Annotated in this window: 22 protein-coding genes; 11 read left to right on the top strand and 11 right to left on the bottom strand. The window is 66.5% G+C overall.

Annotated features, from left to right (window positions below):
* Positions 1 to 53: 53 nt before the first annotated feature.
* The 7 genes from kdpB to LDO54_RS34715 form a co-directional block, all read right to left on the bottom strand.
* Positions 54 to 2,138 (bottom strand): potassium-transporting ATPase subunit KdpB, encoded by a 2,085-nt coding sequence (gene kdpB, locus LDO54_RS34745; RefSeq protein ID WP_224016938.1) that lies wholly within the window; start codon positions 2,136 to 2,138, stop codon positions 54 to 56.
* Between the two features lie 16 nt (positions 2,139 to 2,154).
* On the bottom strand, positions 2,155 to 3,960 hold the full coding sequence (kdpA, locus tag LDO54_RS34740; protein ID WP_224016936.1) for a potassium-transporting ATPase subunit KdpA: 1,806 nt from the start codon (positions 3,958 to 3,960) through the stop codon (positions 2,155 to 2,157).
* Entirely contained in the window at positions 3,957 to 4,049 is a 93-nt protein-coding gene (gene kdpF / locus LDO54_RS34735) for a K(+)-transporting ATPase subunit F (RefSeq protein ID WP_224016933.1), read from the bottom strand. Before kdpF ends, kdpA begins: the two co-directional genes overlap by 4 nt.
* Positions 4,046 to 4,171: a potassium ABC transporter ATPase gene (locus LDO54_RS34730; RefSeq protein ID WP_224016931.1), complete on the bottom strand. Its 126-nt coding sequence runs from the start codon at positions 4,169 to 4,171 to the stop codon at positions 4,046 to 4,048. Before LDO54_RS34730 ends, kdpF begins: the two co-directional genes overlap by 4 nt.
* A 258-nt stretch (positions 4,172 to 4,429) precedes the next feature.
* On the bottom strand, positions 4,430 to 5,404 hold the full coding sequence (locus tag LDO54_RS34725; protein ID WP_224016928.1) for a quinone oxidoreductase family protein: 975 nt from the start codon (positions 5,402 to 5,404) through the stop codon (positions 4,430 to 4,432).
* Between the two features lie 67 nt (positions 5,405 to 5,471).
* A complete protein-coding gene (locus LDO54_RS34720; RefSeq protein ID WP_224016926.1) occupies positions 5,472 to 5,861 on the bottom strand; it encodes a methylglyoxal synthase in 390 nt (129 codons plus the stop codon).
* Between the two features lie 106 nt (positions 5,862 to 5,967).
* On the bottom strand, positions 5,968 to 6,747 hold the full coding sequence (locus LDO54_RS34715; RefSeq protein ID WP_224016924.1) for an SDR family oxidoreductase: 780 nt from the start codon (positions 6,745 to 6,747) through the stop codon (positions 5,968 to 5,970).
* Between the two features lie 363 nt (positions 6,748 to 7,110).
* Between LDO54_RS34715 and upp the strand changes: the two genes are divergently transcribed.
* The 10 genes from upp to mnmH all read left to right on the top strand — a co-directional run bounded on the left by upp (position 7,111) and on the right by mnmH (position 16,960).
* On the top strand, positions 7,111 to 7,761 hold the full coding sequence (upp, locus tag LDO54_RS34710) for a uracil phosphoribosyltransferase (protein WP_224016921.1): 651 nt from the start codon (positions 7,111 to 7,113) through the stop codon (positions 7,759 to 7,761).
* A gap of 599 nt (positions 7,762 to 8,360) precedes the next feature.
* Positions 8,361 to 9,089, top strand: coding sequence for a YebC/PmpR family DNA-binding transcriptional regulator (locus tag LDO54_RS34705; protein ID WP_224016919.1), 729 nt, complete (start codon positions 8,361 to 8,363; stop codon positions 9,087 to 9,089).
* Positions 9,090 to 9,197: 108 nt separating this feature from the next.
* A complete protein-coding gene (purD, locus tag LDO54_RS34700; protein WP_224016917.1) occupies positions 9,198 to 10,472 on the top strand; it encodes a phosphoribosylamine--glycine ligase in 1,275 nt (424 codons plus the stop codon).
* Positions 10,473 to 10,784: 312 nt separating this feature from the next.
* A complete protein-coding gene (hemF, locus tag LDO54_RS34695; RefSeq protein ID WP_224016915.1) occupies positions 10,785 to 11,732 on the top strand; it encodes an oxygen-dependent coproporphyrinogen oxidase in 948 nt (315 codons plus the stop codon).
* A 4-nt stretch (positions 11,733 to 11,736) separates the two neighbouring features.
* Entirely contained in the window at positions 11,737 to 12,465 is a 729-nt protein-coding gene (locus LDO54_RS34690) for a nicotinate-nucleotide adenylyltransferase (RefSeq protein ID WP_224016913.1), read from the top strand.
* A 2-nt stretch (positions 12,466 to 12,467) separates the two neighbouring features.
* The gene (gene rsfS / locus LDO54_RS34685) at positions 12,468 to 12,938 is read left to right on the top strand and encodes a ribosome silencing factor (RefSeq protein WP_224016911.1); all 471 of its coding nucleotides are present in this window, start codon (positions 12,468 to 12,470) and stop codon (positions 12,936 to 12,938) included.
* A gap of 24 nt (positions 12,939 to 12,962) precedes the next feature.
* Positions 12,963 to 13,433, top strand: a complete 471-nt coding sequence (gene rlmH, locus LDO54_RS34680; RefSeq protein ID WP_103701478.1) for a 23S rRNA (pseudouridine(1915)-N(3))-methyltransferase RlmH — start codon at positions 12,963 to 12,965, stop codon at positions 13,431 to 13,433.
* Positions 13,434 to 13,737: 304 nt separating this feature from the next.
* A complete protein-coding gene (locus LDO54_RS34675; protein WP_224016909.1) occupies positions 13,738 to 14,361 on the top strand; it encodes a Maf family protein in 624 nt (207 codons plus the stop codon).
* Between the two features lie 9 nt (positions 14,362 to 14,370).
* Positions 14,371 to 15,840, top strand: coding sequence for a ribonuclease G (rng, locus tag LDO54_RS34670; RefSeq protein WP_065064480.1), 1,470 nt, complete (start codon positions 14,371 to 14,373; stop codon positions 15,838 to 15,840).
* Between the two features lie 43 nt (positions 15,841 to 15,883).
* On the top strand, positions 15,884 to 16,960 hold the full coding sequence (gene mnmH, locus LDO54_RS34665) for a tRNA 2-selenouridine(34) synthase MnmH (protein ID WP_224016906.1): 1,077 nt from the start codon (positions 15,884 to 15,886) through the stop codon (positions 16,958 to 16,960).
* Positions 16,961 to 17,235: 275 nt separating this feature from the next.
* Here mnmH and LDO54_RS34660 read toward each other — a convergent pair whose 3' ends face one another.
* The 3 genes from LDO54_RS34660 to msbA form a co-directional block, all read right to left on the bottom strand.
* On the bottom strand, positions 17,236 to 17,541 hold the full coding sequence (locus tag LDO54_RS34660) for a DUF4148 domain-containing protein (RefSeq protein ID WP_224016904.1): 306 nt from the start codon (positions 17,539 to 17,541) through the stop codon (positions 17,236 to 17,238).
* A 205-nt stretch (positions 17,542 to 17,746) separates the two neighbouring features.
* Positions 17,747 to 18,808: a glycosyltransferase family 4 protein gene (locus LDO54_RS34655; RefSeq protein WP_224016901.1), complete on the bottom strand. Its 1,062-nt coding sequence runs from the start codon at positions 18,806 to 18,808 to the stop codon at positions 17,747 to 17,749.
* Between the two features lie 206 nt (positions 18,809 to 19,014).
* The gene (msbA, locus tag LDO54_RS34650; protein ID WP_224016899.1) at positions 19,015 to 20,808 is read right to left on the bottom strand and encodes a lipid A export permease/ATP-binding protein MsbA; all 1,794 of its coding nucleotides are present in this window, start codon (positions 20,806 to 20,808) and stop codon (positions 19,015 to 19,017) included.
* Between the two features lie 289 nt (positions 20,809 to 21,097).
* Here msbA and LDO54_RS34645 point away from each other — a divergent pair, with 289 nt between their 5' ends.
* Positions 21,098 to 21,931 (top strand): glycosyltransferase family 2 protein, encoded by an 834-nt coding sequence (locus LDO54_RS34645; protein WP_224016897.1) that lies wholly within the window; start codon positions 21,098 to 21,100, stop codon positions 21,929 to 21,931.
* Between the two features lie 82 nt (positions 21,932 to 22,013).
* Here the strand turns inward: LDO54_RS34645 and dnaE are convergent, their stop codons facing one another.
* Positions 22,014 to 25,595 (bottom strand): DNA polymerase III subunit alpha, encoded by a 3,582-nt coding sequence (gene dnaE, locus LDO54_RS34640; protein ID WP_224017098.1) that lies wholly within the window; start codon positions 25,593 to 25,595, stop codon positions 22,014 to 22,016.
* Positions 25,596 to 25,884: the final 289 nt, after the last annotated feature.

Raw genomic sequence — 25,884 nt, 5'->3', positions numbered from 1 at the left:
TTCATTGGCGACATTGGCGACATTGGCGAAGCGTCATGGGTGTCCGGCGCGGATCAAACCCAGCCGAACGCCGCGAGCACCATGTCGATCAGCTTGATGCCGACGAACGGCACCAGAATCCCGCCGAGCCCGTAGATCAGCAGATTGCGGCGCAGCAGGATCGCCGCGCCGAGCGGCCGGTACTTCACGCCCTTGAGCGCGAGAGGAATCAGCAGCACGATGATCAGCGCGTTGAAGATCACGGCCGAGAGAATCGCGGATGCGGGCGTCGCGAGATGCATCACGTTGAGCGCGTTCAGCTGCGGATACGTGGTGGCGAACGCGGCCGGAATGATCGCGAAGTACTTGGCGACGTCGTTGGCGATCGAGAAGGTCGTGAGCGAACCGCGCGTCATCAGCATCTGCTTGCCGATCTCGACGATCTCGATGAGCTTGGTCGGATTCGAATCCAGATCGACCATGTTGCCCGCTTCCTTCGCGGCCTGCGTGCCGGTGTTCATCGCCACGGCCACGTCGGCCTGCGCGAGCGCGGGCGCGTCGTTGGTGCCGTCGCCGGTCATCGCCACGAGCTTGCCTTGGGCCTGATGTTCGCGGATCGTCGCGAGCTTGGTCTCGGGCGTGGCTTGCGCGAGGAAGTCGTCGACGCCCGCTTCGGCGGCGATCGCGGCGGCGGTCAGGCGGTTGTCGCCCGTCACCATCACGGTCTTGATGCCCATCTTGCGCAGCTCGGCGAAGCGTTCCTTGATGCCGCCCTTCACCACGTCCTTCAACTCGATCACGCCCAGCACGCGCGCCTCGTCGCCCTGATGCTCGGCCACGACGAGCGGCGTGCTGCCGCGACGCGCGACTTCATCCACGGCCGTGTTCACTTCCGACGGGAAGCGGCCGCCGTGCTGCTCGACGTAGTGCTTGACCGCGTCGGCGGCGCCCTTGCGGATTTCGCGGCCCGGCAGGTCCACGCCGCTCATGCGCGTCTGCGCGCTGAAGGCGATGAACGCGGCCTGGAGCGCGTGCATGTCGCGCTGGCGAATGTTGAAGCGCTGCTTCGCGAGCACGACGATGCTGCGGCCCTCGGGCGTTTCGTCGGCGAGCGAGGCCAGCTGCGCGGCGTCCGCGAGCGCTTCCTCGTTCACGCCCGGCGCGGCCACGAACGCCGACGCCTGACGGTTGCCGAGCGTGATCGTGCCGGTCTTGTCGAGCAGCAGCACGTCGACGTCGCCGGCCGCTTCCACGGCGCGGCCCGACGTGGCGATCACGTTGGCCTGCATCATGCGGCTCATGCCCGCCACGCCGATCGCCGAAAGCAGCCCGCCGATGGTCGTCGGAATCAGGCAGACGAGCAGCGCGGTGAGCGCCGTGATCGTCACCACGTGACCCATCTTCGCGGCCTCGACGGAGAACATCGAGAACGGCAGCAGCGTCGCGGTGGCGAGCAGCAGCACGATGGTCAGCGCGACCAGCAGAATCGTCAGCGCGATTTCGTTCGGCGTTTTCTGGCGCTTCGCACCTTCGACCATCGCGATCATGCGGTCGAGAAACGCCTCGCCCGGATTCGCGGTCACGCGCACGACGATCCAGTCGGAGAGCACGCGCGTGCCGCCCGTGACCGACGAAAAGTCGCCGCCCGACTCGCGGATCACCGGCGCGGATTCGCCCGTGATCGCCGATTCGTCGACCGAGGCCACGCCTTCGATCACCTCGCCGTCGGCGGGAATCGTGTCGCCGGTTTCGACCAGCACCACGTCGCCCTTGCGCAGATCGGTGGCGGTCGTGATGCGGATCGGCGCCTTCGGATGCGGTTCGTTGAGCTTCTTCGCCATCACGTCGCGCTTGGCCTGGCGCAGCGACGCGGCCTGCGCTTTCGAGCGGCCTTCGGCGAGCGCTTCGGCGAAGTTCGCGAACAGCACCGTGAACCAGAGCCACAACGCGACCGCGAGAATGAAGCCCGCGGGCGCCTCGGCCTGGCCCATCAGCGCCGCGATCCAGAGGATCGTCGTGAGCACGCTGCCCACGTAGACGCAGAACATCACCGGATTGCGCAACTGGGTGCGCGGCGTGAGTTTCCTGAACGAGTCCACGATGGCCGGGCGCACGAGCGCCGGATCGAACATGGACCGTGTTGCACTATGTTGTGTCATTTCGAAAGATCCCCGTTCAATGCACGCCGAGCATGATCAGATGCTCGACACCCGGACCGAGCGCGAGCGCCGGCACGTAGGTGAGCGCGCCCACCAGCAGCACGCAGCCGAGCAGCAGCACGACGAACAGCGGGCCATGCGTGGGCAGCGTGCCGCCCGTCACGGCGATGCGCTTCTTGCTCGCGAGCGAACCGGCGATCGCCAGCACCGGCACGATGGTGCCGAAGCGGCCGAACCACATCGCGATGCCGAGCAGCCAGTTGTAGAACGGCGTGTTGACCGACAGGCCCGCGAACGCGCTGCCGTTGTTGTTCGCGGCGGAGCTGAACGCGTAGAGGATTTCAGAGAAACCGTGCGCGCCCGGATTGGCGATGCCGGCCTTGCCCGCGTCGGCGAGCACGGCAATCGAGGTGCCGAGCAGCACCAGCAGCGGCGTGAGCAGAATCACGATCGACACCATCTTCATCTCGAACGATTCGATCTTCTTGCCCACGTATTCGGGCGTGCGGCCGATCATCAGGCCCGCCACGAATACCGCGAGCAAGGCGAACACGAGCATGCCGTAGAGACCCGAACCCACGCCGCCGAAGATCACTTCGCCAAGCTGGATAAAGAGCATCGGCACGAGGCCGCCGATCGGCGTGAGCGAGTCGTGCATCGCATTCACCGCGCCGCACGAAGCCGCCGTGGTGGTCACGACGAAGAGACCCGTCTGCGCGATGCCGAAGCGCGTTTCCTTGCCTTCCATGTTGCCGCCGGCCTGCAAGGCGCTCGCCTGCTGATCGACGTTGAGCGACGCGAACATCGGATTGCCGCTCTGTTCCGCGGACAATTCGACGCCCACCGCCACGGCGAACGCGATCGTCATCACCGCGAGCACCGCCACGCCCTGCCTGCGGTCGGCCACCATGTTGCCGAACACGAGACACAGCGCGGCCGGAATGATCAGGATCGCCAACATTTCGACGAAGTTCGAGAACGGCGTCGGGTTCTCGTACGGATGCGCGGAGTTGGCGTTGAAGAAACCGCCGCCGTTGGTGCCGAGCATCTTGATCGCTTCCTGCGAGGCGACCGGGCCCATCGCGAGCGTCTGCGTCGTCACCTTCGTATCGACGGTGACGGCGTTGCCCTTCGCGTCCTTGACCGGATTGCCCTGCGCATCGAGCTTCGGCGCGGCGTAGGTCGTGGTTTGCAGCGTCGGCACGTCCTGATACGACTTGAAGTTCTGGATCATGCCCTGGCTCATCAGCAGCGCCGCGATGAGCGCCGCCATCGGCACGAGGATGTAAAGCGTCGTGCGCGTGAGATCGACCCAGAAGTTGCCGATGGTCTGCACCGAATGGCGCGCGAACCCGCGTATCAATGCGACCACCACGACGATGCCAGTAGCCGCCGAAAGGAAGTTCTGCACCGTGAGGCCGAGCATCTGCGTGAGATAACTCACGGTCTGCTCGGGCGAATAGTCCTGCCAGTTCGTGTTGGTAACGAAGCTGATGGCGGTGTTGAACGCGCCATCCACGGTCATCGCGCTGAACGCCTGCGGATTGCCCGGCAGCCAGCCCTGGACGCGCAGCAGCACGTAGAGGAAACCCACGCCCAGCACGTTGAACGAGATCGTGGCGAACGCATAGCGCTTCCAGTTCATCTCCGCGCTGGCATCCACGCCCGCGATGCGGTAGAGCAGATTTTCCACCGGCGCGAACAGGCGCACGACGCGCGAGCGCCCGTCGAGCACGCGCGTGATATAGCCCGCGACCGGCACTGCGAGCGCCAGCAGCACGACGATGAACAGCCCCATTTGCAGCAGATTGTTGGCGTTCATTCGATATCCTCCGCGCGCAGCAGCGCATGGACGAGATAGACGAACAGCAACAGCGTCGCCGCCCCCGACAACCAGAAAATCCAGTTCATGAGCGCACTCCCTTCACGCCCTGATCGGCGCGGCGATACTGCATGAGCTTCTCGCAGCCGGCGATCAATGCATAAATGAGCGCGGCGAAGGCCGCCAGCCCCCCGATATACAGCACATCCATTGTCGTGTTCTCCATTGATGGATGGCGGTAAGGTACGGTTTATCGCGTTAAATCCGGATCAAAGCTTGGGGCGTGCGTATAAAAAACGCGTAAACGCGGGGCGCATCGGTATGCGCATGCGCGCGCACCGGCTTGCAGGCAAAGGCGCAGCGGCCGGTGCGGCGAATCGGGCGGGAAGTAAAAGGCAAACAAAAAGGCGCGCATGGCGGGCATGCGCGCCTTGTTTCAGGCTGAATACGCCGGAACTAAACGGCGTCTTTACGGCAGCAGAATCGTCGAGCCCGTGGTGCGGCGCGCTTCGAGATCGGTGTGCGCCTGGCCCACGTCCTGGAGCGCATAACGCTGGTTGATCGACGTCTTCACCTTGCCCGACGCGACCACCTCGAACAGCTCGGCCGCCATCGCTTCATAGTCGGCGCGTTTGGCGATATAGGTGAACAAGGTCGGACGCGTGAAGAACAGCGAGCCGCGTCCCGCGAACTCCGACGAATCGATCGGCGGCAGCGGCCCCGACGCATTGCCGAAGCTCACGAACATGCCCAGCGGCGCGAGGCAGTCGAGCGACTTCGTGTACGTGTCCTTGCCGATCGAGTCGTAGACCACAGGCACGCCCGCGCCGTTCGTGATCTCGCGCACGCGCGCCGTGAAGTCCTCGCGCGTGTAGACGATCGGGTGATCGCAGCCGTGCGCCTTCGCGATCTCGGCCTTCTCGTCCGAGCCCACAGTGCCGATCACGGTCGCGCCCAGCGCCTTCGCCCACTGGCAGACGATGAGGCCCACGCCGCCCGCCGCCGCCGAGATCAGGATCGTGTCGCCGGCCTTCACGCGATACGTGCGGCGCAGCAGGTATTGCGCGGTCAGGCCTTGCAGCATGAGCGAGGCGGCCTGCTCATCGCTGATCGAATCGGGCACGCTAATCACCTGATCGGCGCGCAGCACGCGCTCCTGCGCATACGCGCCCGGCGGACGCGCGACATAGGCGATGCGCTCGCCCACCTTCACGCTCGTCACGCCCGCGCCCACCGCCGTCACCTCGCCCGCCGCTTCCATGCCCAGACCGGCGGGCAGCGGCTGCGGATAGAGACCGGTGCGGAAATACACGTCGATATAGTTGAGTCCGCAGGCGGTCTGCTTCACGCGGATCTCGCCCTCGCCCGGCTCGCCCACTTCGACGTCCACCCACTTCATGACGTCGGGGCCGCCGGCCTTGTCGTATCGGATTGCCTTGCTCATCTCATGTCTCCTTGAGTCGTGCAAAAGTCGGATTCGATCTGTTCAGTCTGCGCGCGCGGCGCGCCGCTCAGACCACGTCCTTCATGCGCAGCGTGAGCACGTCGAGAATCATGCGCGCGGTCGAGATGTTGGTCGCGCACGGCACGTCGTGCACGTCGCAGGCGCGCACCAGTGCGTTGATGTCGGGTTCGTGCGGCTGCGGGGTCATCGGGTCGCGCAGGAAGATCACCACGTCGACCTTGCCCTCGGCCAGTTGCGAGCCGATCTGCAGGTCGCCGCCGTGCGGACCGGACAGCATGCGCTCGACGTTCAGGCCGTGCGCCGCCTCGATGCGGCCGCCGGTCGTGCCGGTGGCGAGCAGCGCGCAACGGCGCAGCGTGTCGACGTATTCGCCGGTCAGCCGGACGATGTCGTCCTTCTTGTGGTCATGCGCGATCAGCGCGACGCGGGTGGGCATGGCCTTCTGCTCCTTGGTGTTCGTCTTGGGGGTGGTGAAAAGGTCGCTACGGGGTCGATCGGCGGGTCGAACGCGCACGAAGCGCGTTCACTCACTACGTGCCCGCTCAGTACGTGCCTGGGTAAGCGCCGCCGTCGATCAGCCAGTTCTGTCCGGTGATGTAGCCCGCGTGCACGCTGCACAGGAACGCACAGGCGCGGCCGAATTCGTCGGGCGTGCCGAAGCGGCCGACCGGAATCGACTTCACGCGGCGCGCGCGCACTTCGTCGAGCGAGAGATTCTGCTTCTGCGACTGGGCGACGATGGTCGCGCGGATGCGGTCGGTGTCGAACGCGCCCGGCAGCAGGTTGTTGATCGTCACGCCGGTGCTCGCGACCTGGCGCGCCACGCCCGCGACGAAGCCCGTGAGCCCCGAGCGCGCGCCGTTCGACAGGCCGAGCACGTCGATCGGCGCCTTCACCGAGGAACTCGTGATGTTGACGATGCGCCCGAAGCCGCGCGCGCTCATGCCGTCGATGGTGGCCTGGATCAGCGCGATCGGCGTGAGCATGTTCGCCTCGAGCGCGGCGATCCACTGCTCGTGCGTGTAGCTGCGGAAGTCGCCCGCCGGCGGGCCGCCCGCATTGTTCACGAGAATATCCGGCGACGGACACGCCGCCAGCGCGGCGGCGCGGCCCGCTTCGGTGGTGATGTCGCAGGCCACGGCCTTGACCTCCACGCCCGTCGCGGCGCGGATCTGCGCGGCGGTTTCCTCGAGCGTCTGCGCCGTGCGCGCGACGATCGTCACGTTCACGCCTTCGGCGGCGAGCGCCTCGGCGCAGCCGCGCCCCAGTCCCTTGCTCGCCGCGCACACCAGCGCGCTGCGTCCTGCGATGCCCATGTCCATCTTCTTGTGTCCTCTTTGCGTGCCTGCATGAACGATCCGTGACGGCGGCATGACGGCAAACCTGCGCCGATGTCCGCGTCCGATTTTTGCGATTCTAGAAGAATCGCGCCGCGCGCGTGGGACGCGGCTTCGATCCGGGGCGTCGGCGGGCGGCTGGCGCGAGCGGTCGGGAACCGTCGGGAACCGTCAGGGGCCGTGCGGCGGCCAGGCGGCGAGCACGCATCGGAGCGACGGCGACCAGGCATTCGCGCGTGATTCCCCGCGCCGTTCCCGTATACTTGCGGCTGTAGCGCGGATGGGCCCGATCCCCGGATGCCGCCGTCCGCCGCCCCCGATATCCCTTGCAGCCTTGTGCGCCCCGCCATGAAACAGGACAGCCGTTTTCCGAATCTCTTCATCCTCGATCACCCGCTGATCCAGCACAAGCTCACCCACATGCGCGACAAGGACACGTCCACGCGCACGTTCCGCGAGCTGCTGCGCGAAATCACGCTGCTGATGGGCTATGAAATCACGCGCGACCTGCCGGTCGCGTCGCGCCGCGTGCAGACGCCGCTCGTCGAAGTCGACGCGCCGGTCATCGCCGGCAAGAAGCTGGCGATCGTGCCGGTGCTGCGCGCGGGCGTGGGCATGTCCGACGGCCTGCTCGAACTGGTGCCGTCGGCGCGCGTGGGCCATATCGGCGTCTATCGCGCCGACGACCACCGTCCGGTCGAATACCTCGTGCGCCTGCCGGATCTGGAAGACCGCACCTTCATCCTCTGCGATCCGATGGTCGCCACGGGCTACTCGGCGGCGCATGCCATCGACGTGCTCAAGCGCCGCGGCGTGCCCGGCGAGCGCATCCTGTTCCTCGCGCTGGTGGCCGCGCCCGAGGGCGTCGACGTGTTCCAGAAGGCGCACCCGGACGTGAAGCTCTACGTGGCCTCGCTCGATTCGCACCTCGACAGCCACGCGTACATCATCCCGGGTCTCGGCGACGCCGGCGACCGCCTGTTCGGCACCAAGAACTAAGACGCACCCGGGCGGCCGGGCCGGGCGCGCGGGCGGTTACCGCGCGTCCGGGCCCGGCCGCCCTGCCGCACTCCCCGCCTCGCTCCCTGCCGCGCTTCCCGCCTGACCCCGTTTCCATCCGCCCTGCCCGGCCCGGCCGATTCCTCACCCGCTCCACCCAGCCAGCCGATCACGACCCGCGCGACGCGCGCAATCGCAGCGACGGGCGAAGCCGACGGGTCCCGCCGTGATAAAATTCAGATCCACCTGACGGTCGCGACGGTCCGAAGCACGGCCGGTCCCGCACGCGGCGCCACCTGCGACGGAACCGATGCACGCCCGATGCGCCCCAGCGCGCGCACCGGAAGCCGGTCCCGCACGCGTGAGCCGTGCACGCCGGACGCCTCGAACGCGTTGAACCGGACGATCGGAAACGATCGGCGCCTCGGCGCCAGCCACCCAGGGCGGACAAGACACTCAAGGGCACACCGGCCACGCCGCTCGACAGCGCGAGCCCGCGCCCGGCAATCGTATTGAGCATTGAGCACTGCGGCATCGACACGCAGCAACGACAACTGCACTAGCACCATGCACGCGCGGAGCGTGCGACGGAGAAAGGTATGGCGGGTCATTCGAAATGGGCCAACATCAAACACAAGAAAGCCGCGGCTGATGCCAAGCGCGGCAAGGTCTGGACGCGGCTCATCAAGGAAATCCAGGTGGCGGCGCGCATGGGCGGGGGCGAAATCGACTCGAACCCGCGTCTGCGTCTGGCCGTCGACAAGGCCTATGACGCGAACATGCCCAAGGACAACATCAACCGCGCGATCCAGCGCGGCGTGGGTGGCGTCGACGGCGCGAACTACGAAGAAATCCGCTACGAAGGCTACGGCATCGGCGGCGCGGCGGTCATCGTCGACACCATGACCGACAACCGCACCCGCACGGTCGCGGAAGTGCGCCACGCATTCTCGAAGTTCGGCGGCAACATGGGCACGGACGGCTCGGTGTCGTTCATGTTCGATCACATCGGCCAGTTCGTGTTCGCGCCGGGCACGCCCGAAGACAAGCTGATGGACGCCGCGCTCGAAGCGGGCGCCGACGACGTCGTGACGAACGACGACGGCAGTATCGAAGTGGTCTGCCCGCCGAACGACTTCCAGAAGGTCAAGGACGCGCTGGAAGCCGCGGGCTTCAAGGCCGAAGTGGCCGAAGTCACGATGAAGCCGCAGACCGAAGTCGAGTTCACCGGCGACGACGCCGTGAAGATGCAGAAGCTGCTCGACGCGCTCGAAAACCTGGACGACGTCCAGGAGGTGTACACCAACGCGTCGATCGCCGACGAATAACGGCATCGGCGCGGGCGCGGGCAGCCCCGCGCCCTCACGCGAATTCCACGGCTGGCGCAGGTCGCGCCAGCCGCAACTGTTTCTGGTTCTGGTCTTTCGGGGATTTACATGAAGTTACTCGTCGTCGGTTCTGGCGGCCGCGAACATGCGCTGGCGTGGAAACTCGCCCAGTCGCCGCGCGTGCAGCTCGTCTACGTCGCACCGGGCAACGGCGGCACCGCGCAGGACGAGCGGCTCGCCAATGTCGACATCACGGACATCAACGAGCTCGCCGATTTCGCCGAGCGCGAACAGGTGGCGCTCACCGTGGTCGGCCCGGAAGCACCGCTCGCCGCGGGCATCGTCAACGTCTTCCGCTCGCGCGGTCTGAAGGTGTTCGGCCCGAGCAAGGAAGCCGCTCAGCTCGAAAGCTCGAAGGACTTCGCGAAGGCGTTCATGAAGCGCCACAACATTCCGACCGCCGCGTACGAGACCTTCGCCGACGCGACGGCCGCGCACGCCTACGTCGATCAGCACGGCGCGCCCATCGTCATCAAGGCCGACGGCCTCGCTGCGGGCAAGGGCGTGGTCGTGGCGATGTCGCTGGAAGAAGCGCATCAGGCGATCGATTCGATGCTCGCCGACAACAAGCTCGGCGACGCCGGCGCGCGCGTCGTGATCGAGGAATTCCTCGCGGGCGAGGAAGCGAGCTTCATCGTCATGGTCGACGGCAAGCACGTGCTGGCGCTGGCGTCGAGCCAGGACCACAAGCGTCTGCAGGACGGCGATCAGGGCCCGAACACGGGCGGCATGGGCGCCTACTCGCCCGCGCCGATCGTCACGCCGCAGCTGCACGCACGCGTGATGCGCGAAATCATCCTGCCGACGGTGGCGGGCATGGAGAAGGAAGGCATCCGTTACACGGGCTTCCTGTACGCCGGTCTGATGATCGACGCGCAAGGCAACCCGAAGACGCTCGAATTCAACTGCCGCATGGGCGACCCGGAAACGCAGCCGATCATGGCGCGCCTGAAGGGCGACTTCTCGAAGGTCGTCGAGCACGCCATCGCCGGCACGCTCAATCAGGTCGAGCTGGAATGGGACCGCCGCACCGCGCTGGGCGTGGTGCTGGCCGCGTACAACTACCCGGAAACGCCGCGCAAGGGCGATCGCATCAGCGAAATCCCGGCGGAAACCGACGACTCGGTCACCTTCCACGCGGGCACGCAGCTCGTCGACGGCAAGCTGGTGACGGCGGGCGGCCGGGTGCTGTGCGTGGTCGGCCTCGCCGACTCGGTGCGCAGCGCGCAGAACGTGGCCTACGAGACGGTGAACCGCATCTCGTTCGACGGCATGCAGTATCGCCACGACATCGGCTACCGCGCCGCAGGGCGCAAGCAGTAAGGCAGCACGCGCGGCGCGCGGGCCACGGCTCGCGCGCCGCGTCTCGACGGCGGGCGCCTTGCGGCGCCCGTGCGCTATCTGGCCCTTTCGTGCCGCCGCGCCTGTCGTCCCGTCGGCCCCGCCGTTTCGACGTCCGTTGCCTCTTCGCCTGTGGCGTCGGCGCGGACGGGCCTCGAAGCCAGGCGGCGGCGGCGCTACACTGCCGCTTATCGGCGGCCCCGCCCTGGCGGCTTGGCCAACGCAGCGTCCAGACACCCGCGCGGCATGGCGCGGCACTGTCCGGCCCCAGGCCGGCACCACCCTTCAGCACCGATGAACGAACCGATTCAGACTGGCCAGACCGGCGCCACGCCCGATAGCGCGGCAGTACGCGCCTGGCTCGCGGGCCTGCAGACGCAGATCGCCGACACGCTCGGCGCCTTCGACGGCACGCCCTTCGCGACCGACGCCTGGCAGCGCGCGCCCGGCGAAAAGCTGCGCGGCGGCGGCTGCACGCGCATCATCGAGAACGGCCAGTTCTTCGAGCGCGGCGGCATCGGCTTCTCGGACGTGCAAGGCGACGCGCTGCCGCCCTCGGCCACGGCGGCGCGCTCGCAGCTCGCCGGACGCGGCTTCGAGGCGATGGGCGTCTCGCTCGTGCTGCATCCGCGCAATCCGTACTGCCCGACCGTGCACATGAACGTGCGCCTGCTGATGGCCACCAAGTCCGGCGAAGCGCCTGTGTTCTGGTTCGGCGGCGGCATGGATCTGACACCGTATTACGGCTTCGAGGAAGACGCGCAGCATTTCCACCGCGTCTGCCGCGACGCGCTCGCGCCCTACGGCGCGGATCTGTATCCGCGCTTCAAGCAATGGTGCGACGAGTACTTCTTCCTGAAGCACCGCAACGAGGCGCGCGGCGTGGGCGGCATCTTCTTCGACGACTACGCCGAAGGCGGCTTCGAGCAGGCGTTCGCGATGCTCAAGAGCGTCGGCGAAGGCTTCCTGAAGGCGTATCTGCCGATCATCGAAAAACGCCGCACCCTGCCCTACGGCGAGGCCGAGCGCGAATTCCAGGCGTACCGGCGCGGCCGCTATGTCGAATTCAACCTCGTCTGGGACCGCGGCACGCATTTCGGCCTGCAAAGCGGCGGCCGCACCGAATCGATCCTGATGTCGATGCCGCCCGGCGCGAGCTGGCGCTACGACTGGGAGCCGGAAGCGGGCACGCCGGAAGCGCGCCTCTACACCGACTTCCTGCCCGTGCGCGACTGGATCTGACACCGTGACGCAAGCGTTCATCGCCCCGGCTCACGCGCTCGCACGGCGCGTCGGCCTGCTCGGCGGCACCTTCGACCCGATCCACGCGGGCCATCTGGCGCTCGCGCGCCATTTCGCGCGCGTGCTCGGCCTGACCGAGCTGATTCTGCTGCCCGCGGGCCAGCCGTGGCAAAAGCCCGGCGTGACGCCCGCCGAGCACCGGCTCGCGATGACGCGCGCCGCCGCCGCCACGCTCGCGCTGCCGGGCGTGACGGTCACGGTCGACACCGACGAGATCGAGCACGACGGCCCGACCTACACGGTCGAAACGCTGCGCCGCTGGCGTGCGAAGTCCGACGCGAACGGCGTCAGCAACACACAGGCCGCGCTCACGCTGCTGATGGGCGCGGATCAACTGCTGCATCTGGATTCGTGGCACGAATGGCGCGAGCTGTTCGCGCTCGCGCATCTGGGCGTGGCGAGCCGCCCCGGCTTCGATTTCGCGGCGCTGCCCGCCGACGTGGCCGCCGAAGTGGCCGCGCGCCGCGCCGGCGCAGCCACGCTCGCGAGCACGCCGAACGGCCATCTGCTGATCGACGACACGCTCGCACTCGACGTCTCGGCGACCGAAATCCGGCGCGATATCGCCGCCTGCGTGGCGGCGCGGCAACGCGCCGGCGACATCGCCGAAAAGATTCCCGCGCCAGTGTGGGACTATATTCTTCAACATCATTTGTACAGGCACCACGGGTAAATATGGACATCCGCAAACTTCAGCGCACCATCATCGACGCTCTTGAAGACGTCAAGGCACAAGACATCCGCGTCTTCAACACGAGCCATCTGACCGAGCTGTTCGATCGCGTGGTCGTGGCGAGCGGCACGTCGAACCGCCAGACCAAGGCACTCGCTTCGAGCGTGCGCGAGAAGGTCAAGGAAGCCGGCGGCGACATCGTCAGCACGGAAGGCGAAGAAACCGGCGAATGGGTGCTCGTGGATTGCGGCGACGCGATCGTCCACATCCTGCAACCGGCGCTGCGCCAGTACTACAACCTCGAAGAGATCTGGGGCGACAAGCCGGTGCGCGTGAAGCTCGGGACCAATACGGGCTTCGTGGGCGCGCGTCCGAGCGAGCCGATGGACGACGAGGACGAAGACGAAATCGAAGCGCCGGTCGCCGCGAAGAAGACCGCGCGCAAGACGGCCGCCCGCAAGAGCGCGAAGTAAGCGCGGCGCGTCGAACACCGCACGATGAAACTGCATATCGTCGCCGTCGGCCACAAGATGCCGGACTGGATTGCCGAGGGCTTCGAGGAATACACGAAGCGCATGCCGCCCGAGCTGCGCATCGAGTTGCGCGAGGTGAAGCCCGAGCAGCGCTCGTCGGGCCGCTCCGCCGAGAGCGTGATGGCCGCCGAGCGCACGCGCATCGAGGCGGCGCTGCCGAAGAACGCGCGCATCGTCGCGCTCGACGAACGCGGCAAGGACTGGACCACGATGCAGCTTGCGCAGGCGCTGCCCGGCTGGCAGCAGGACGGCCGCGACGTGGCCTTCCTGATCGGCGGCGCGGACGGGCTCGATCCGCAGCTCAAGGCGCGCGCCGACACGCTGCTGCGCCTGTCCTCCCTCACCCTGCCGCACGCGATGGTGCGCGTGCTGCTCGCCGAGCAGCTTTACCGCGCGTGGACCATCACGCAGAATCACCCCTATCATCGCGTTTGAAACCCGTTTAATACGCGCTTGAAACCCGCTTGAAACCCGCCTGAAATCCGATTGATGCTGGCTTGATGGCCGATTGACCGCTGCTTCGATGGCCGCCAGCCGGTCATCATGGCTGGCGCAATGCAGGCTCGAAGCAGGCACAATCGGGAACTCATGCGGGAACTCATGCGGGAACCAACGCGTAAGCGAACGCGGGAGCCCATGCGGATGCCGAAGCGCGCCCGTCGTGCCCCCGCGCGATGCCGCACGCATCGACGCCGCAACGCCTGCTCCCACCCGAACTCCGCCCCGTGAAGACGCCCCGATGACCACCACCGCGACTTATCCGTTCGTCTATCTCGCCTCGCAGAGCCCGCGCCGCCAGGAGCTGCTGCAACAGCTCGGCGTGCGTTTCGAATTGCTGCTGCCGCGTCCCGACGAAGACGCCGAAGCGCTCGAAGCCGTGCTGCCCGGTGAAAGCGCCGCCGTCTACGTCGAGCGCGTGTGCGCCGCGAAAGCCGACGCCGCGCGCGCCCGGCTCGTGGCGGGCGCGCATGCGCACGCGCCGATCCTGACCGCCGACACGACCGTCAGCATCGACGGCCATATCCTCGGCAAGCCGCACGACGCCGCCGACGCCTACGCGATGCTCGAACGCCTCGCAGGCCGCGAGCACGAAGTGCTCACCGCCGTGGCCGTGGTCAACGCGGAAGGCGTGTGCCTGCCCGTCGCGGTCTCACGTTCGCATGTGCGTTTCGCGGCCGCCCTGCCCGCCGCGATCGCCCACTATGTGGCGAGCGGCGAGCCGTTCGGCAAGGCCGGCGCCTACGGCATTCAGGGCCGCGCGGCCGAATTTGTCGAGCGAATCGACGGTTCCTATTCGGGTATCATGGGTTTGCCTCTGTTCGAAACGGCCGCCCTCCTGCGCGCCGCGAGCATCGACTTTTAAACAACAATCATGAACGAAGAAATCCTGATCAACATTACGCCACAGGAGACGCGCGTCGCGCTGGTCCAGCAGGGCGCAGTACAGGAGCTTCACGTCGAGCGCACGCTGTCGCGCGGGCGCGTCGGCAATGTCTATCTCGGCAAGGTCGTGCGCGTGCTGCCCGGCATGCAGTCGGCCTTTATCGACATCGGTCTGGAGCGCGCCGCCTTTCTGCACGTGGCCGATATCTGGCATCCGCGCATCGCCGGTGAAACGCATTCGAGCGCGCATCATCAGCCGATCGAAAAGACCGTGTTCGAAGGTCAGACGCTGATGGTGCAGGTCGTGAAAGACCCGATCGGCACCAAGGGCGCGCGCCTCTCGACGCAAGTGAGCATCGCGGGCCGCACGCTCGTCTATCTGCCGCAGGAGCCGCATATCGGCATCTCGCAGAAGATCGAGAGCGAAGCCGAACGCGAAGCCGTGCGCGCGCGCCTCACGGCCGTGCTGCCCGCCGATGAAAAAGGCGGCTACATCGTGCGCACGATCGCCGAAGACGCCACGAGTGAAGAACTGGCCGCCGACGTCGCGTATCTGCGCAAGACGTGGGCGACCATTCTCGCGCAGGGGCAGCGCCTGCCTGCCACGAGCCTGCTCTATCAGGACCTGAACCTCGGCCAGCGCGTGCTGCGCGACTTCGTCAACGACGAGACCACGCGCATCCAGGTCGATTCGCGCGAGACCTTCCAGAAGCTCAGCGAATTCGCGGGCGAGTTCACGCCGGCCGTGCTGCCGAAGCTGCATCACTACACCGGCGAGCGTCCGCTGTTCGACCTCTACAACATCGAGGCCGAAATCCAGCGTGCGCTGTCGCGCCGCGTGGACCTGAAGTCGGGCGGCTACCTCGTGATCGACCAGACCGAGGCGATGACGACGATCGACGTGAACACGGGCGGTTATGTGGGCGCGCGCAACTTCGACGACACGATCTTCAAGACCAATCTCGAAGCGGCGCACACGATCGCGCGGCAACTGCGCCTGCGCAATCTGGGCGGCGTGATCATCATCGACTTCATCGACATGGAGAACCTGGAGCATCGCGACCAGGTACTCGGCGAACTCAAGAAGGCGCTCGCACGCGACCGCACGCGCGTGACCGTGAACGGTTTCTCGCAACTCGGTCTCGTGGAAATGACGCGCAAGCGCACGCGCGAATCGCTCGCGCATGTGCTGTGCGAGCCGTGCCCCACGTGTCTGGGCAAGGGTCAGGTGAAGACGTCGCGCACGGTGTGCTACGACGTGCTGCGTGAAATCCTGCGCGAGTCGCGTCAGTTCAATCCGCGCGAGTTCCGCGTGGTGGCGTCGCAGCAGGTGATCGACCTGTTTCTCGAAGAAGAGTCGCAGCATCTCGCGATGCTGATCGATTTCATCGGCAAGCCGGTGTCGTTGCAGGTGGAATCGAATTTGAGTCAGGAACAGTACGATATCGTGCTGATGTAGCCGCAGCGCAGCACGCAGTCATCGCATCACCGGAGCACCGCAGTTGAATCACCAGCGCGTCACCCTTTCCCAGCTCGGCGAATTCGAAGAGGTCGTCGATGTCCGCACGCCGCTCGAATTTGCCGAGGACCACATGCCGGGCGCGATCAACGCGCCCGTGCTCAGCAACGAGGAGCGCGTGATCGTCGGCACGCTGTACAAGCAGTCGCCGTTCGACGCCACGCGTCTGGGTGCCGCGCTCGCCGCGCGCAACATCGCGCATCATCTCGACACGACCTTCGCCGACCGTCCGCGCAACTGGCGCCCGCTCATCTACTGCTGGCGCGGCGGCAAGCGCTCCGGCTCGATGACGGCCATGTTCAACATGATCGGCTGGCGCGCGCGGCAACTCGAAGGCGGCTACAAGTCCTACCGTCATAGCGTGCTCGAAGCGCTCGACGCCCTGCCCGCCCAGTTCCGCTATCTCGTGCTCACGGGGCCGACCGGCAGCGGCAAGACGCGTCTGCTGCAGGCGCTCGGCCGGGCCGGCGCGCAGATTCTCGATCTGGAAGCGCTCGCGGCGCATCGCGGTTCGCTGCTCGGCGCGTTGCCCTCGCGCGCACAGCCTTCGCAGAAGTGGTTCGACACCACGCTCGCGCAGACGCTGCGCGGCTTCGACGCCACGCAGCCCGTGTTCGTGGAAGCAGAGAGCCGGCGCATCGGCGCGATCACGCTGCCCATTTCGCTCGTCGACACCATGCATGGCGCGCCGTGCGTCGTGGTGGACGTGGCGCACGAGGAACGCGTGGCGCTGCTGCTCGAGGAATACGGGCATCTGCTCGACGAACGCGAGTACTTCCGGGAACAGTTGGTCAGGCTCACGCCGCTGCATGGGCGCGAGCGCATCGAATCGTGGTGCAAGCTGCTCGACGACGATAGCCGCCTGGCGTTGTCCGAGGCGCTCGTGACCGAACACTACGATCCGGCCTACGCGCGCAGCACGCGCAAGCATTTTCCGACGCTGGCGAAGTCGCCGCGCTTTGCCTTTCATCCGATGTCGGGGAATCCGCTCGACGAGGCGCATTCGTTGCTCGCGCAACTGCGCGGCGCAGACCTCATCGGCGAGATGCCGGGGCGCTAGCGCCCGCGGCGCCAGCCTCGCGGGCCGCCGCAGATTCACGAAACTCACCAAGCCCTCGCAAACCGGCCGGCCGCTCCCGGGGAAAAAGCGCCCGGGCACCCATCCGTGCCCGGGCTAAACCATCGGCAGGGCCGATAGTGGAGGTTCCTTGCGATGCGTCCGGCGCCGTCACAGGGCGTGGACGCCGGGCCCGCATCGCCGCGTCAGCTCATGCTGTGCCGCCCTCCAGCGGCATCACGCGTATTCCTTGCTTCTCTGTCTTGCGGGGCTGGCGCTTAGCGCGAGTACATCGCGTTCCAGTCTTGCTGCGACACGGTCGCGGCACGCACACCCGATTGCGACGCGTTCGCCACACCGCCGTAGGCGCTCTGGCCGTTCAGCGCGGCAACCTTGGCTTCGGCGGCCTGGATGGCTTGCGGATAGTGAGCCTGATCGCCATCGCCGACGTGGTAGCCGACCTGCTGAAGCTGGACGAGTTCGGCGCGCACCTGGGCGCGGGTGACGGGAGCTTGCTGCGCGAACGAAGCGACGGGAACGACGAGAGCGGCGGCAACAGCAACGGCTTGAATCAGGGACTTCATGATACGACCTCCAGTTTGGACTAGACGGCCGACGTGCGACGGTATGTGCATGCGACCGATGTGCACATCCTAGTCCTCTAGAAGACCAGGGTTAACCCCGGTACTTTCAGAAGACCCTTCCAGAATCAGGAAAAGTCGCGAGAAGCCCCGCCTGGCGGGCGTTTGGACGACGCGACACGCGGTCGCGACACCCAAACGGGCGCAACTATCGGGCGGAAACGATGTCCGCCGCGAGGGCGAGAAGCGCGTCGACGTGCGCGGGCACGCTGGCGTCGTAGAGGATGGCGTCGCTCGGGGCCGCATCGAGGCGCGGCGCGCGCGCGGCGACGGCCGACTCGATGATGCGGCGCAAACCGGCGGCGTCGCCGGGCGCGAAAAGCTGCTTGGCGGAATCGGCGATGGCGTCGGCGCAGCCGATGTTGGTCGAGAAGATCACCGGCGTGCCGCACATCACCGACTCGATGCCGACGAGGCCGAACGGCTCGTAGGTCGAAGCGAGGATCGAATAGTCGGCGGCGCGATAGGCGTTCTCGAGATCCTTCACGTAACCGATATAGCGCACGCGCTCGCTGGCGCGCTCGGGCGGCCGCCCCGCCACCGCCACCACGACCGGCAGATCGAGCGCCTCGACCACCGACTGGATCAGCGGCAGGCCCTTGCGCTCGTGGCTGCTCGACGGGAACAGCAGCACCGTTTCGTGTTCGGCGAAACCGTACTGCTTGCGCAGCGCGGCGCGCGCGGCGGCGTCCACGGGCGAAAAACGCGTGCCGTCGACGGGCGGACAGAGCACGCGGATCTTGCTGTCATCGATGCCGTAGAGTTCGCGCAGTTCGTCGCGCATCAGCTCGGAGTGCGCCACGATCACGCGCGATTGCGCATATTGGCGGCTCTCCAGCTCGATCTGACGGCGATCGGAGCGGCGCATCGGCCGGCCGGTCGCGCGCAGGAAGCCGCGATGCGTGCCGCCGCAAATGGCGATCTCCGACGAATCGACCCGATTGCAGCCGATCAGCACGTCCACGGCCGCGCGGCGGCGCAGCGCGGCGAGCCGCCACGAAAACCACACGTCGCGCAGCTTGCCCGGCAGGAAGGCGACGTTGATGCGATAGCGCTCGACGAGCGCGCATTCGGGCACCGACAGATCGAACTTGCGCGCGAAGAACGCGGGCCGCATGTCGCGCGCGGCGAGACCACGCACGAGATCCATCGCATAGCGTTCGAGACCGCCACTGTGCTTGAGCGCGTTGCTGGAAATTCCGACCTTCATGACCCGTCCGACGTGATTTTCAATGCAATCTGGTGCCGGCGATTATATAGCGCCAGCTTCGCGCCCTACCGGTGCGCGGAGGTTCGCCCCGTTGCGCGCCCTACGCGACGCGCGATGACGCAGAGGCATCCGAATACGACGAAGGCACGCAAACTTCGCGTGCCTTCGGGTGATTCACACTACCTCGATGCAGCCTTGAGACGTCGTTACGCGGCGTGCTGCTGGAACTGGATCTTGTGCAGATGCGCGTACAGGCCGCGCTGCTCCAGCAGTTGCTGATGCGAGCCGCGCTCGACGATACGGCCCGCTTCCATCACGAGGATGCGGTCCGCGCGCTCGATGGTCGACAGACGGTGCGCGATCACGAGCGTCGTGCGGCCCTTCATCAGCGTTTCGAGCGCCGCCTGCACGTGGCGTTCCGACTCCGAGTCGAGCGCCGAGGTGGCTTCGTCGAGAATCAGGATCGGCGCGTCCTTGTAGATCGCGCGCGCGATGGCGAGGCGCTGGCGCTGACCGCCCGAGAGCTTCATGCCGTTGTCGCCCACGAGCGTGGCGATGCCTTCGGGCAGCGCGGCGATCGTGTCCCACAGATTGGCGGCGCGCAGCGCGTGCTCGACGCGCGCGGGATCAGCCTTCTGGCCATACGCGACGTTATTGGCGACCGTGTCGTTGAACAGCGTGACGTCCTGGCTCACCATCGCGATCTGGCTGCGCAGCGCGTGGATGTCGTACTCCGGCAACGGCACGCCGTCGACCAGAATCTGACCGCCGCTCGGATCGAAAAAGCGCGGCAGCAGATTCACGAGCGTGGTCTTGCCGCTGCCCGACGGACCCGCCAGCGCGATCATCTCGCCCGGCGCCGCGCTGAAGTGCACGTGTTCGAGAATCGCACGCCCTTCCGGCCCATAGGCGAACGACACGTCGCGGAACTCGATTTCGCCGCGCGCGCGTTCGAGCGGCTTGCCGCCGCCTTCCGGCTCGGCCGGTTCGTCGATCAGGCCGAAGATCAGCTCGGCGGCCGTCATGCCGCGCTGCAGCGGCTGGTTCACGTCGATCAGATGCTTGAGCGGCGAAATCACGAGCAGCATCGATGTGACGAACGCGACGAAGCCGCCGACCGTGGTCTGGTCATGCGAGGCCTGCACCACGGCGATGGTCACCACGACGGCCAGCGCGATCGACGCGAGGAACTGCGTGAGCGGCTGCGCGAGCCCGCCCGACACCGTCATGCGCATCTGATAGCCGCGCAGGCGGCGGCTCATCTCGCCGAAACGGTTCATTTCGTACTGCTCGCCGTTGTGCACCTTGACGACCTTGTAGCCGCCCACGGTCTCTTCGACGATGTAGGACAGTTCGTTGGTCAACAGCTGGTGCTCGCGGTTCAGGCGGCGCAGGCGGCGGTTGATCTTGCTGACCAGCCAGCCGATGGCGGGCAGCAGCACGGCCACGATCAGCGTCAGACGCCAGTTGAGGATGAACAGATAGCCGAGCAGGAAGAACACCGTGAGCGAATCGCGCACGGACGTCACGAGCACGCCCATCAGCACGCTCAGGATCTGGTTGACCTCGAACACGATCGCGTTGATGACCGTGCTGGCCGTCTCGCGCTGGAAGAAGCCGACGCTCGCGTGGATCATGCGCTCGAACATCTTGAGGCGCAGTTCCAGCAGGATGCGGTTCGACACGTACTGGAGCAGATAGCCCGACGCGTATTGCGCGAGGCCGCGCACCAGCGCAAGCCCGATGATGGCGACCGGCACGATCCACATCGCGCTCGGGCTGCCCTTGGTGCCGAAGCCGTGGTCGAGCAGCGGCTTGAGCAGCGCGGGAATGCCGGCCTCGGTCGCGGCCACCAGCGCCAGCGTGAGGATGGCGGCGATCGAGACCCAGAAGAGCGGCTTAAGATAGGGCCACAACCGGCGGCCAACCGATGCCGGATTCGAAGCCGCACCGTTACCGATCGGCTTGCTGAGGGTGGATTGTTTTGGCTTCTCGCTCAAGGAATCCTCTGGAAAGGCGGATGCTGAAAATATGGTCTCGTCTCGCGCCGCGCGTGGGCTTCGGCCCGGGTGCGGCAACAAGGTATCGCATTGTATACGCTAGGCGCCGCGGCTCGACGCGCGCGGCGGACCGGTGTGGCGTGGCGACCGCAGGCCGCGCACGGGCCATGCCGGCCGCGCGCCCCCTGGCCGCCCGCAGGACATGGACTAGAATACGCACCTCTGCGCGCCGGGCCGCCACCGGACGGTGCGCCGCATTCGATATCTCTCCAGAACAGGCGTCATCTTCATGTCCGAAGGACTTTCCCCGAATCGCGCGAGCCATCCGAGCCAGGCCGGCAGCAGCACGCCGCGCGCCACGCTCTCCGTGATCGTGGTCGCGATGAACGAGGCGCACGACATTCGCGACTGCCTCGAATCCGTGCGCGGACTCGCCCTGGAAACCATCGTGTTCGATTCCGGCAGCACGGACGGCACGCCCGACATTTGCCGCGCGCTGGGCGCACGCGTGTTCGAAACCGACTGGCCCGGCGACGGCCCGCAGAAAAACCGCGCGCTCGCCGAAGCCCGTGGCGACTGGGTGATCTGCCTCGACGCCGACGAACGCCTGAGCCCCGAGCTGCGCGCCGAAATCGAGACGCTGCTCGCTCAAGGGAGCCCGCACACGGCCTTCAGCACGCCGCGCCGTTCGAGCTTCTGCGGCCGCTTCATGAAGCACTCGGGCTGGTGGCCCGATCGCATCGTGCGCCTGTTCCGCCGCGGCAGCGCGCGCTTCACCGACGTGCGCACGCACACGCATCTGGAAATCGACGGCACGACTGGGCGCTTCGACGGCCCGTTCATCCATATTTCGATGCCCGACCTGCACGAAGCGCTCGACAAGACCAACGTCTATTCGACGGCAGGCGCGCTGACGATGGCCGAAAACGGCAAGCGCTCGTCGCTCGCGAAGGCGCTGGGCAAGGGCTTCTGGGCGTTCTTCCGCACGTGGGTGATCCGCGCGGGCTTTCTGGATGGCGCCGAAGGGCTGATGCTCGCCATCAACAACGCGGAAACGACGTACTACCGTTACGCGAAACTCGCGCTGCTCACGCGCGACGGCAAGGTCGCGAAAAAGCGCTGAAACGCGCTACAACACGCCAATCGCGCGCGCGGCGCGGCGGTGACGAAACACCGCGCGCCGCGCACCGCATCCGCGTGAATCTTCAGTAGACGATTTCGACCGAGCTGTCCGCGAACTCGCCGCGCAAGGCGACGAGCAGGTCGTCGGTGGGCTTCACGCGCCAGGCGTCGCCCAGACGCACTTCCCCTTCCGCACGCTCGTTGCGATAGACGATCTGCACCGCGAGCCCGTTCGGGATCACGGCCTGGACACGGTCGCGGTCGCGATCGCGACCGCCGCCATATCCACCGCCCTCGCGCCCGCCACGGCCGCGCGCCTGCTCGACCGGCGCGGGCAACGAGTCGTCGGGCTTCGCGCGATGCGCTTCGAGCACCGCACGCAGCGCGCCCGCATTGGCGTTGCCGTTCATCTGCACCTTCACGGCCTGGGCGTAGCGGCTGCGCGCGCGCTCCAGATCCATGACGGTATCGACGGTAAAGCGGATGCCGCCCGTAAACGCGTCGTTGCGCGCGCCGCCCTGCACGACCAGCAGCTCGTCTTCCTTGAACAGCGCCTTGTGGGCCTCGAACTGCTCGTTGAACACCGTCACTTCGCACTGGCCGGTGCCGTCGTCGAGCAGCGCGATCAGCATCTTGCCGCGCTGGGTCATCTGCGTGCGCAGCGAGGCGATCACGCCCGCCACCAGCTTGTCGCGCCCTTCCTTCAGTTCGCCGATCTTCTGGCGCACGAAGCGGCGCACTTCGTCCTTGTAGGCGTCGAACAGGTGGCCCGACAGATAGAAGCCGAGCGCGCCCTTTTCTTCCTGGAGCTTGCGCTTCTCGCCCCACGCCGGTTCGTCGACGAGTTCGTGCGCGGCCAGCGGCGCGTCGCCCATGTCGAACAGACCCGCCTGCATGGCGTTGGCGCTCGCCTGCTCGGCGGCTTCCATCGCCATCGGCACCGACGCGAGCAGCTGCGCGCGGTTCGCGTGAATGGTGTCGAACGCGCCCGCGCGGATCATGGCTTCGATCGTGCGGCGATTCACCAGACGGCGGTCGATACGCTCGCAGAAGTCGAACAGATCCTTGAACAGACCGCCCTCTTTACGCGCGCGCAGGATTTCTTCGATGGCGTTCTGGCCGCTGCCCTTGATCGCGCCCAGACCGTAGCGAATGGTGCGCGAGCGCTTGCCTTCGGCCACATGGGCGTCCGCGACCGGCTCGAAGCGATACGCCGAAGCGTTCACGTCGGGCGGCAGCACGACCATCTTGTTCGTGAGGCAGTCCTCGAAGAGGATCTTCACCTTGTCAGTGTCGTCCATGGCGAGCGACATATTGGCCGCCATGAATTCCGCCGGATGGTGCGCCTTCAGCCATGCCGTGTGATACGCGAGCAGTGCGTAGGCGGCCGCGTGCGACTTGTTGAAGCCGTAGCCCGCGAACTTTTCCATCAAGTCGAAGGTTTCGTCGGCTTTCTCGCGCGTGAGGCCGTTCTTCGCCGCGCCTTCCGCGAAAATCTCGCGGTGCTTGGCCATTTCCTCGGGCTTCTTCTTACCCATCGCGCGGCGCAGCAAGTCGGCGCCGCCAAGCGAGTAGCCGCCGATGATCTGCGCCATCTGCATCACCTGTTCCTGATAGACCATGATGCCGTAGGTCTCTTTCAGAACCGGTTCGACGCGCGGATCGGGATACTCCACCACTTCGCGGCCGTGCTTACGCGCGCAGAAGCTCGGGATCAGGTCCATCGGGCCCGGACGATACAAGGCCACGAGCGCGATGATGTCCTCGAAGCGGTCGGGCTGCGCGTCCTTCAGCATGCCCTGCATGCCGCGGCTTTCCAGCTGGAACACGGCGACCGTATTCGCTTTCTTGAGGATCTGGAACGACGGCGCGTCGTCGAGCGGCACCTGGGCGAGCGACCAGTCTTTCTTCGAGGGATCGAGCATGCGAATGTAGCGCTCGGCCCAGTCGAGAATCGTGAGCGTGGTCAGGCCCAGAAAGTCGAACTTCACGAGGCCGACGGCTTCCACGTCGTCCTTGTCGTACTGGCTCACGACGCCGCTTTCGTCGCCCTGGGTGTAGAGCGGGCAGAAGTCGGTGAGCTTGCCCGGCGCGATCAGCACGCCGCCCGCGTGCATGCCGACGTTACGCGTGAGGCCTTCCACGAGCTGCGCGAGGTCGAGCAGCTGATGGACTTCGTCTTCGTTGTCGTAGCGTTCCTGAAGCTGCGGTTCTTCCTTCATCGCGTCGGCGATGGTGACGTGCTTGCCCGGCTTGAACGGAATGAGCTTGGCCACGCCGTCGGTGAACATATAGCCGAGATCGAGCACGCGGCCGATGTCGCGCACCGCCGCCTTCGCCGCCATCGTGCCGAACGTGGCGATCTGCGAGACCGCGTCCGCGCCGTACTTGTCCTTCACGTACTGAATGACGCGGTCGCGCCCGTGCTGGCAGAAGTCGATGTCGAAGTCGGGCATCGAGACGCGTTCGGGGTTCAGGAAACGCTCGAACAGCAGGTTGTAACGCAGCGGGTCCAGATCGGTAATGCCGAGCGCGTAAGCGACGAGCGAGCCCGCGCCCGAACCCCGGCCAGGGCCCACCGGCACGCCGTTGTTCTTCGCCCAGTTGATGAAGTCCGCGACGATCAGGAAGTAGCCCGGAAAACCCATCTTGATGATGGTCCCGCACTCGAAATCCAGCCGCTCGTAGTAGTGCGCGCGCTCTTTGTCACGCTCGGCTTCGTCGGGATACAGCTGCACGAGGCGCGTTTCCAGACCTTCCTTGGAAAGCTGCACGAGGTAGTCGTCGAGCGACAGGCCGTCGGGCGTGGGGAACAGCGGCAGCTTGGGCTTGCCGAGTTCGAGCGTCAGATTGCAGCGTTTCGCGATCTCGATGGTGTTCGCGACGGCCGAGGGAATGTCCGCGAACAGCGCGGCCATTTCGTCCTGGGTGCGAAAACGCTGATCGGTCGTGAAGCGTTTCTGGCGGCGCGGATTCGCGAGGATGTCGCCTTCCGAGATGCACACGCGCGCTTCGTGCGCGGTGTATTCCTCGTCGGTCATGAACTGCATGGGGTGCGTGGCGACCACCGGCAGTTGCAATTCGGCGGCGATACCCACCGCCTGCTCGACGTATTGCTCGCCGCCCGGCTGGCCGCAGCGCTGCAGTTCGATGTAATACGCGTTCGGGAACAGCTTCGCCCAGCGCTGCGCATGGCGCTTCGCGCTTTCGGCGTTGCCCGCCGCGAGCGCGAGGCCCACGTCGCCCTGCTGCGCGCCCGAGATGGCCAGCAGCCCTTCGCCCAGGCCCGCTTCGAGCCACGCGACGTCGACTTCCGCGCGGCCGCGATACTGATTCGTGAGCCACGCCTTGGACAGCAGCTCGCAAAGATTCAGGTAACCGCGCTTGTCCTTCACGAGCAGCAGCAGGCGCGATGGTTTGTCGCGGTCGTCGGGATTCATGATCCAGACGTCGCAGCCCGCAATGGGTTTGACCCCTTTGCCGCGGGCTTCCTGATAGAAACGGACGAGGCCGAAAGCGTTGCTGAGGTCGGTGAGCGCGAGCGCGCCCTGGCCGTCCTTGGCCGCCGCCTTGACGAGGTCGTCGAGGCGCACGATGCCGTCGGCAATCGAGAATTCGGAGTGGACGCGAAGATGGACGAAGCGGGGATCTGACATGGACGTGATTGTACCTCTACGGTCACGCGATTTTTGCCGCGCCGGGCGGCTTCGGGACCACGTTGGCCATTCGGATAAGGCTGTGCGCGGGCTGTGCGCCGGCTTTGCGCAAGATCACGCCGAAGCGGCAACGGCCCCGGTGCGTGCGTACATCGGACGGGCGGCGCATCGCGCGATTGAGGGATAATAGCGGATTGCGCCCGCCGCGCCCGACGCCTCGCGAGACCCGGCTTTTTCACCCGATCTCGCCCCGATTCCCCCGTTCTGCGCCCTCGTCTTTCAAGGACGACATCGCCCG

Source organism: Paraburkholderia tropica, from assembly GCF_914484835.1.
Taxonomy (GTDB): domain Bacteria; phylum Pseudomonadota; class Gammaproteobacteria; order Burkholderiales; family Burkholderiaceae; genus Paraburkholderia; species Paraburkholderia tropica_A.
This window is presented reverse-complemented; position numbering and strand designations above follow the sequence as displayed.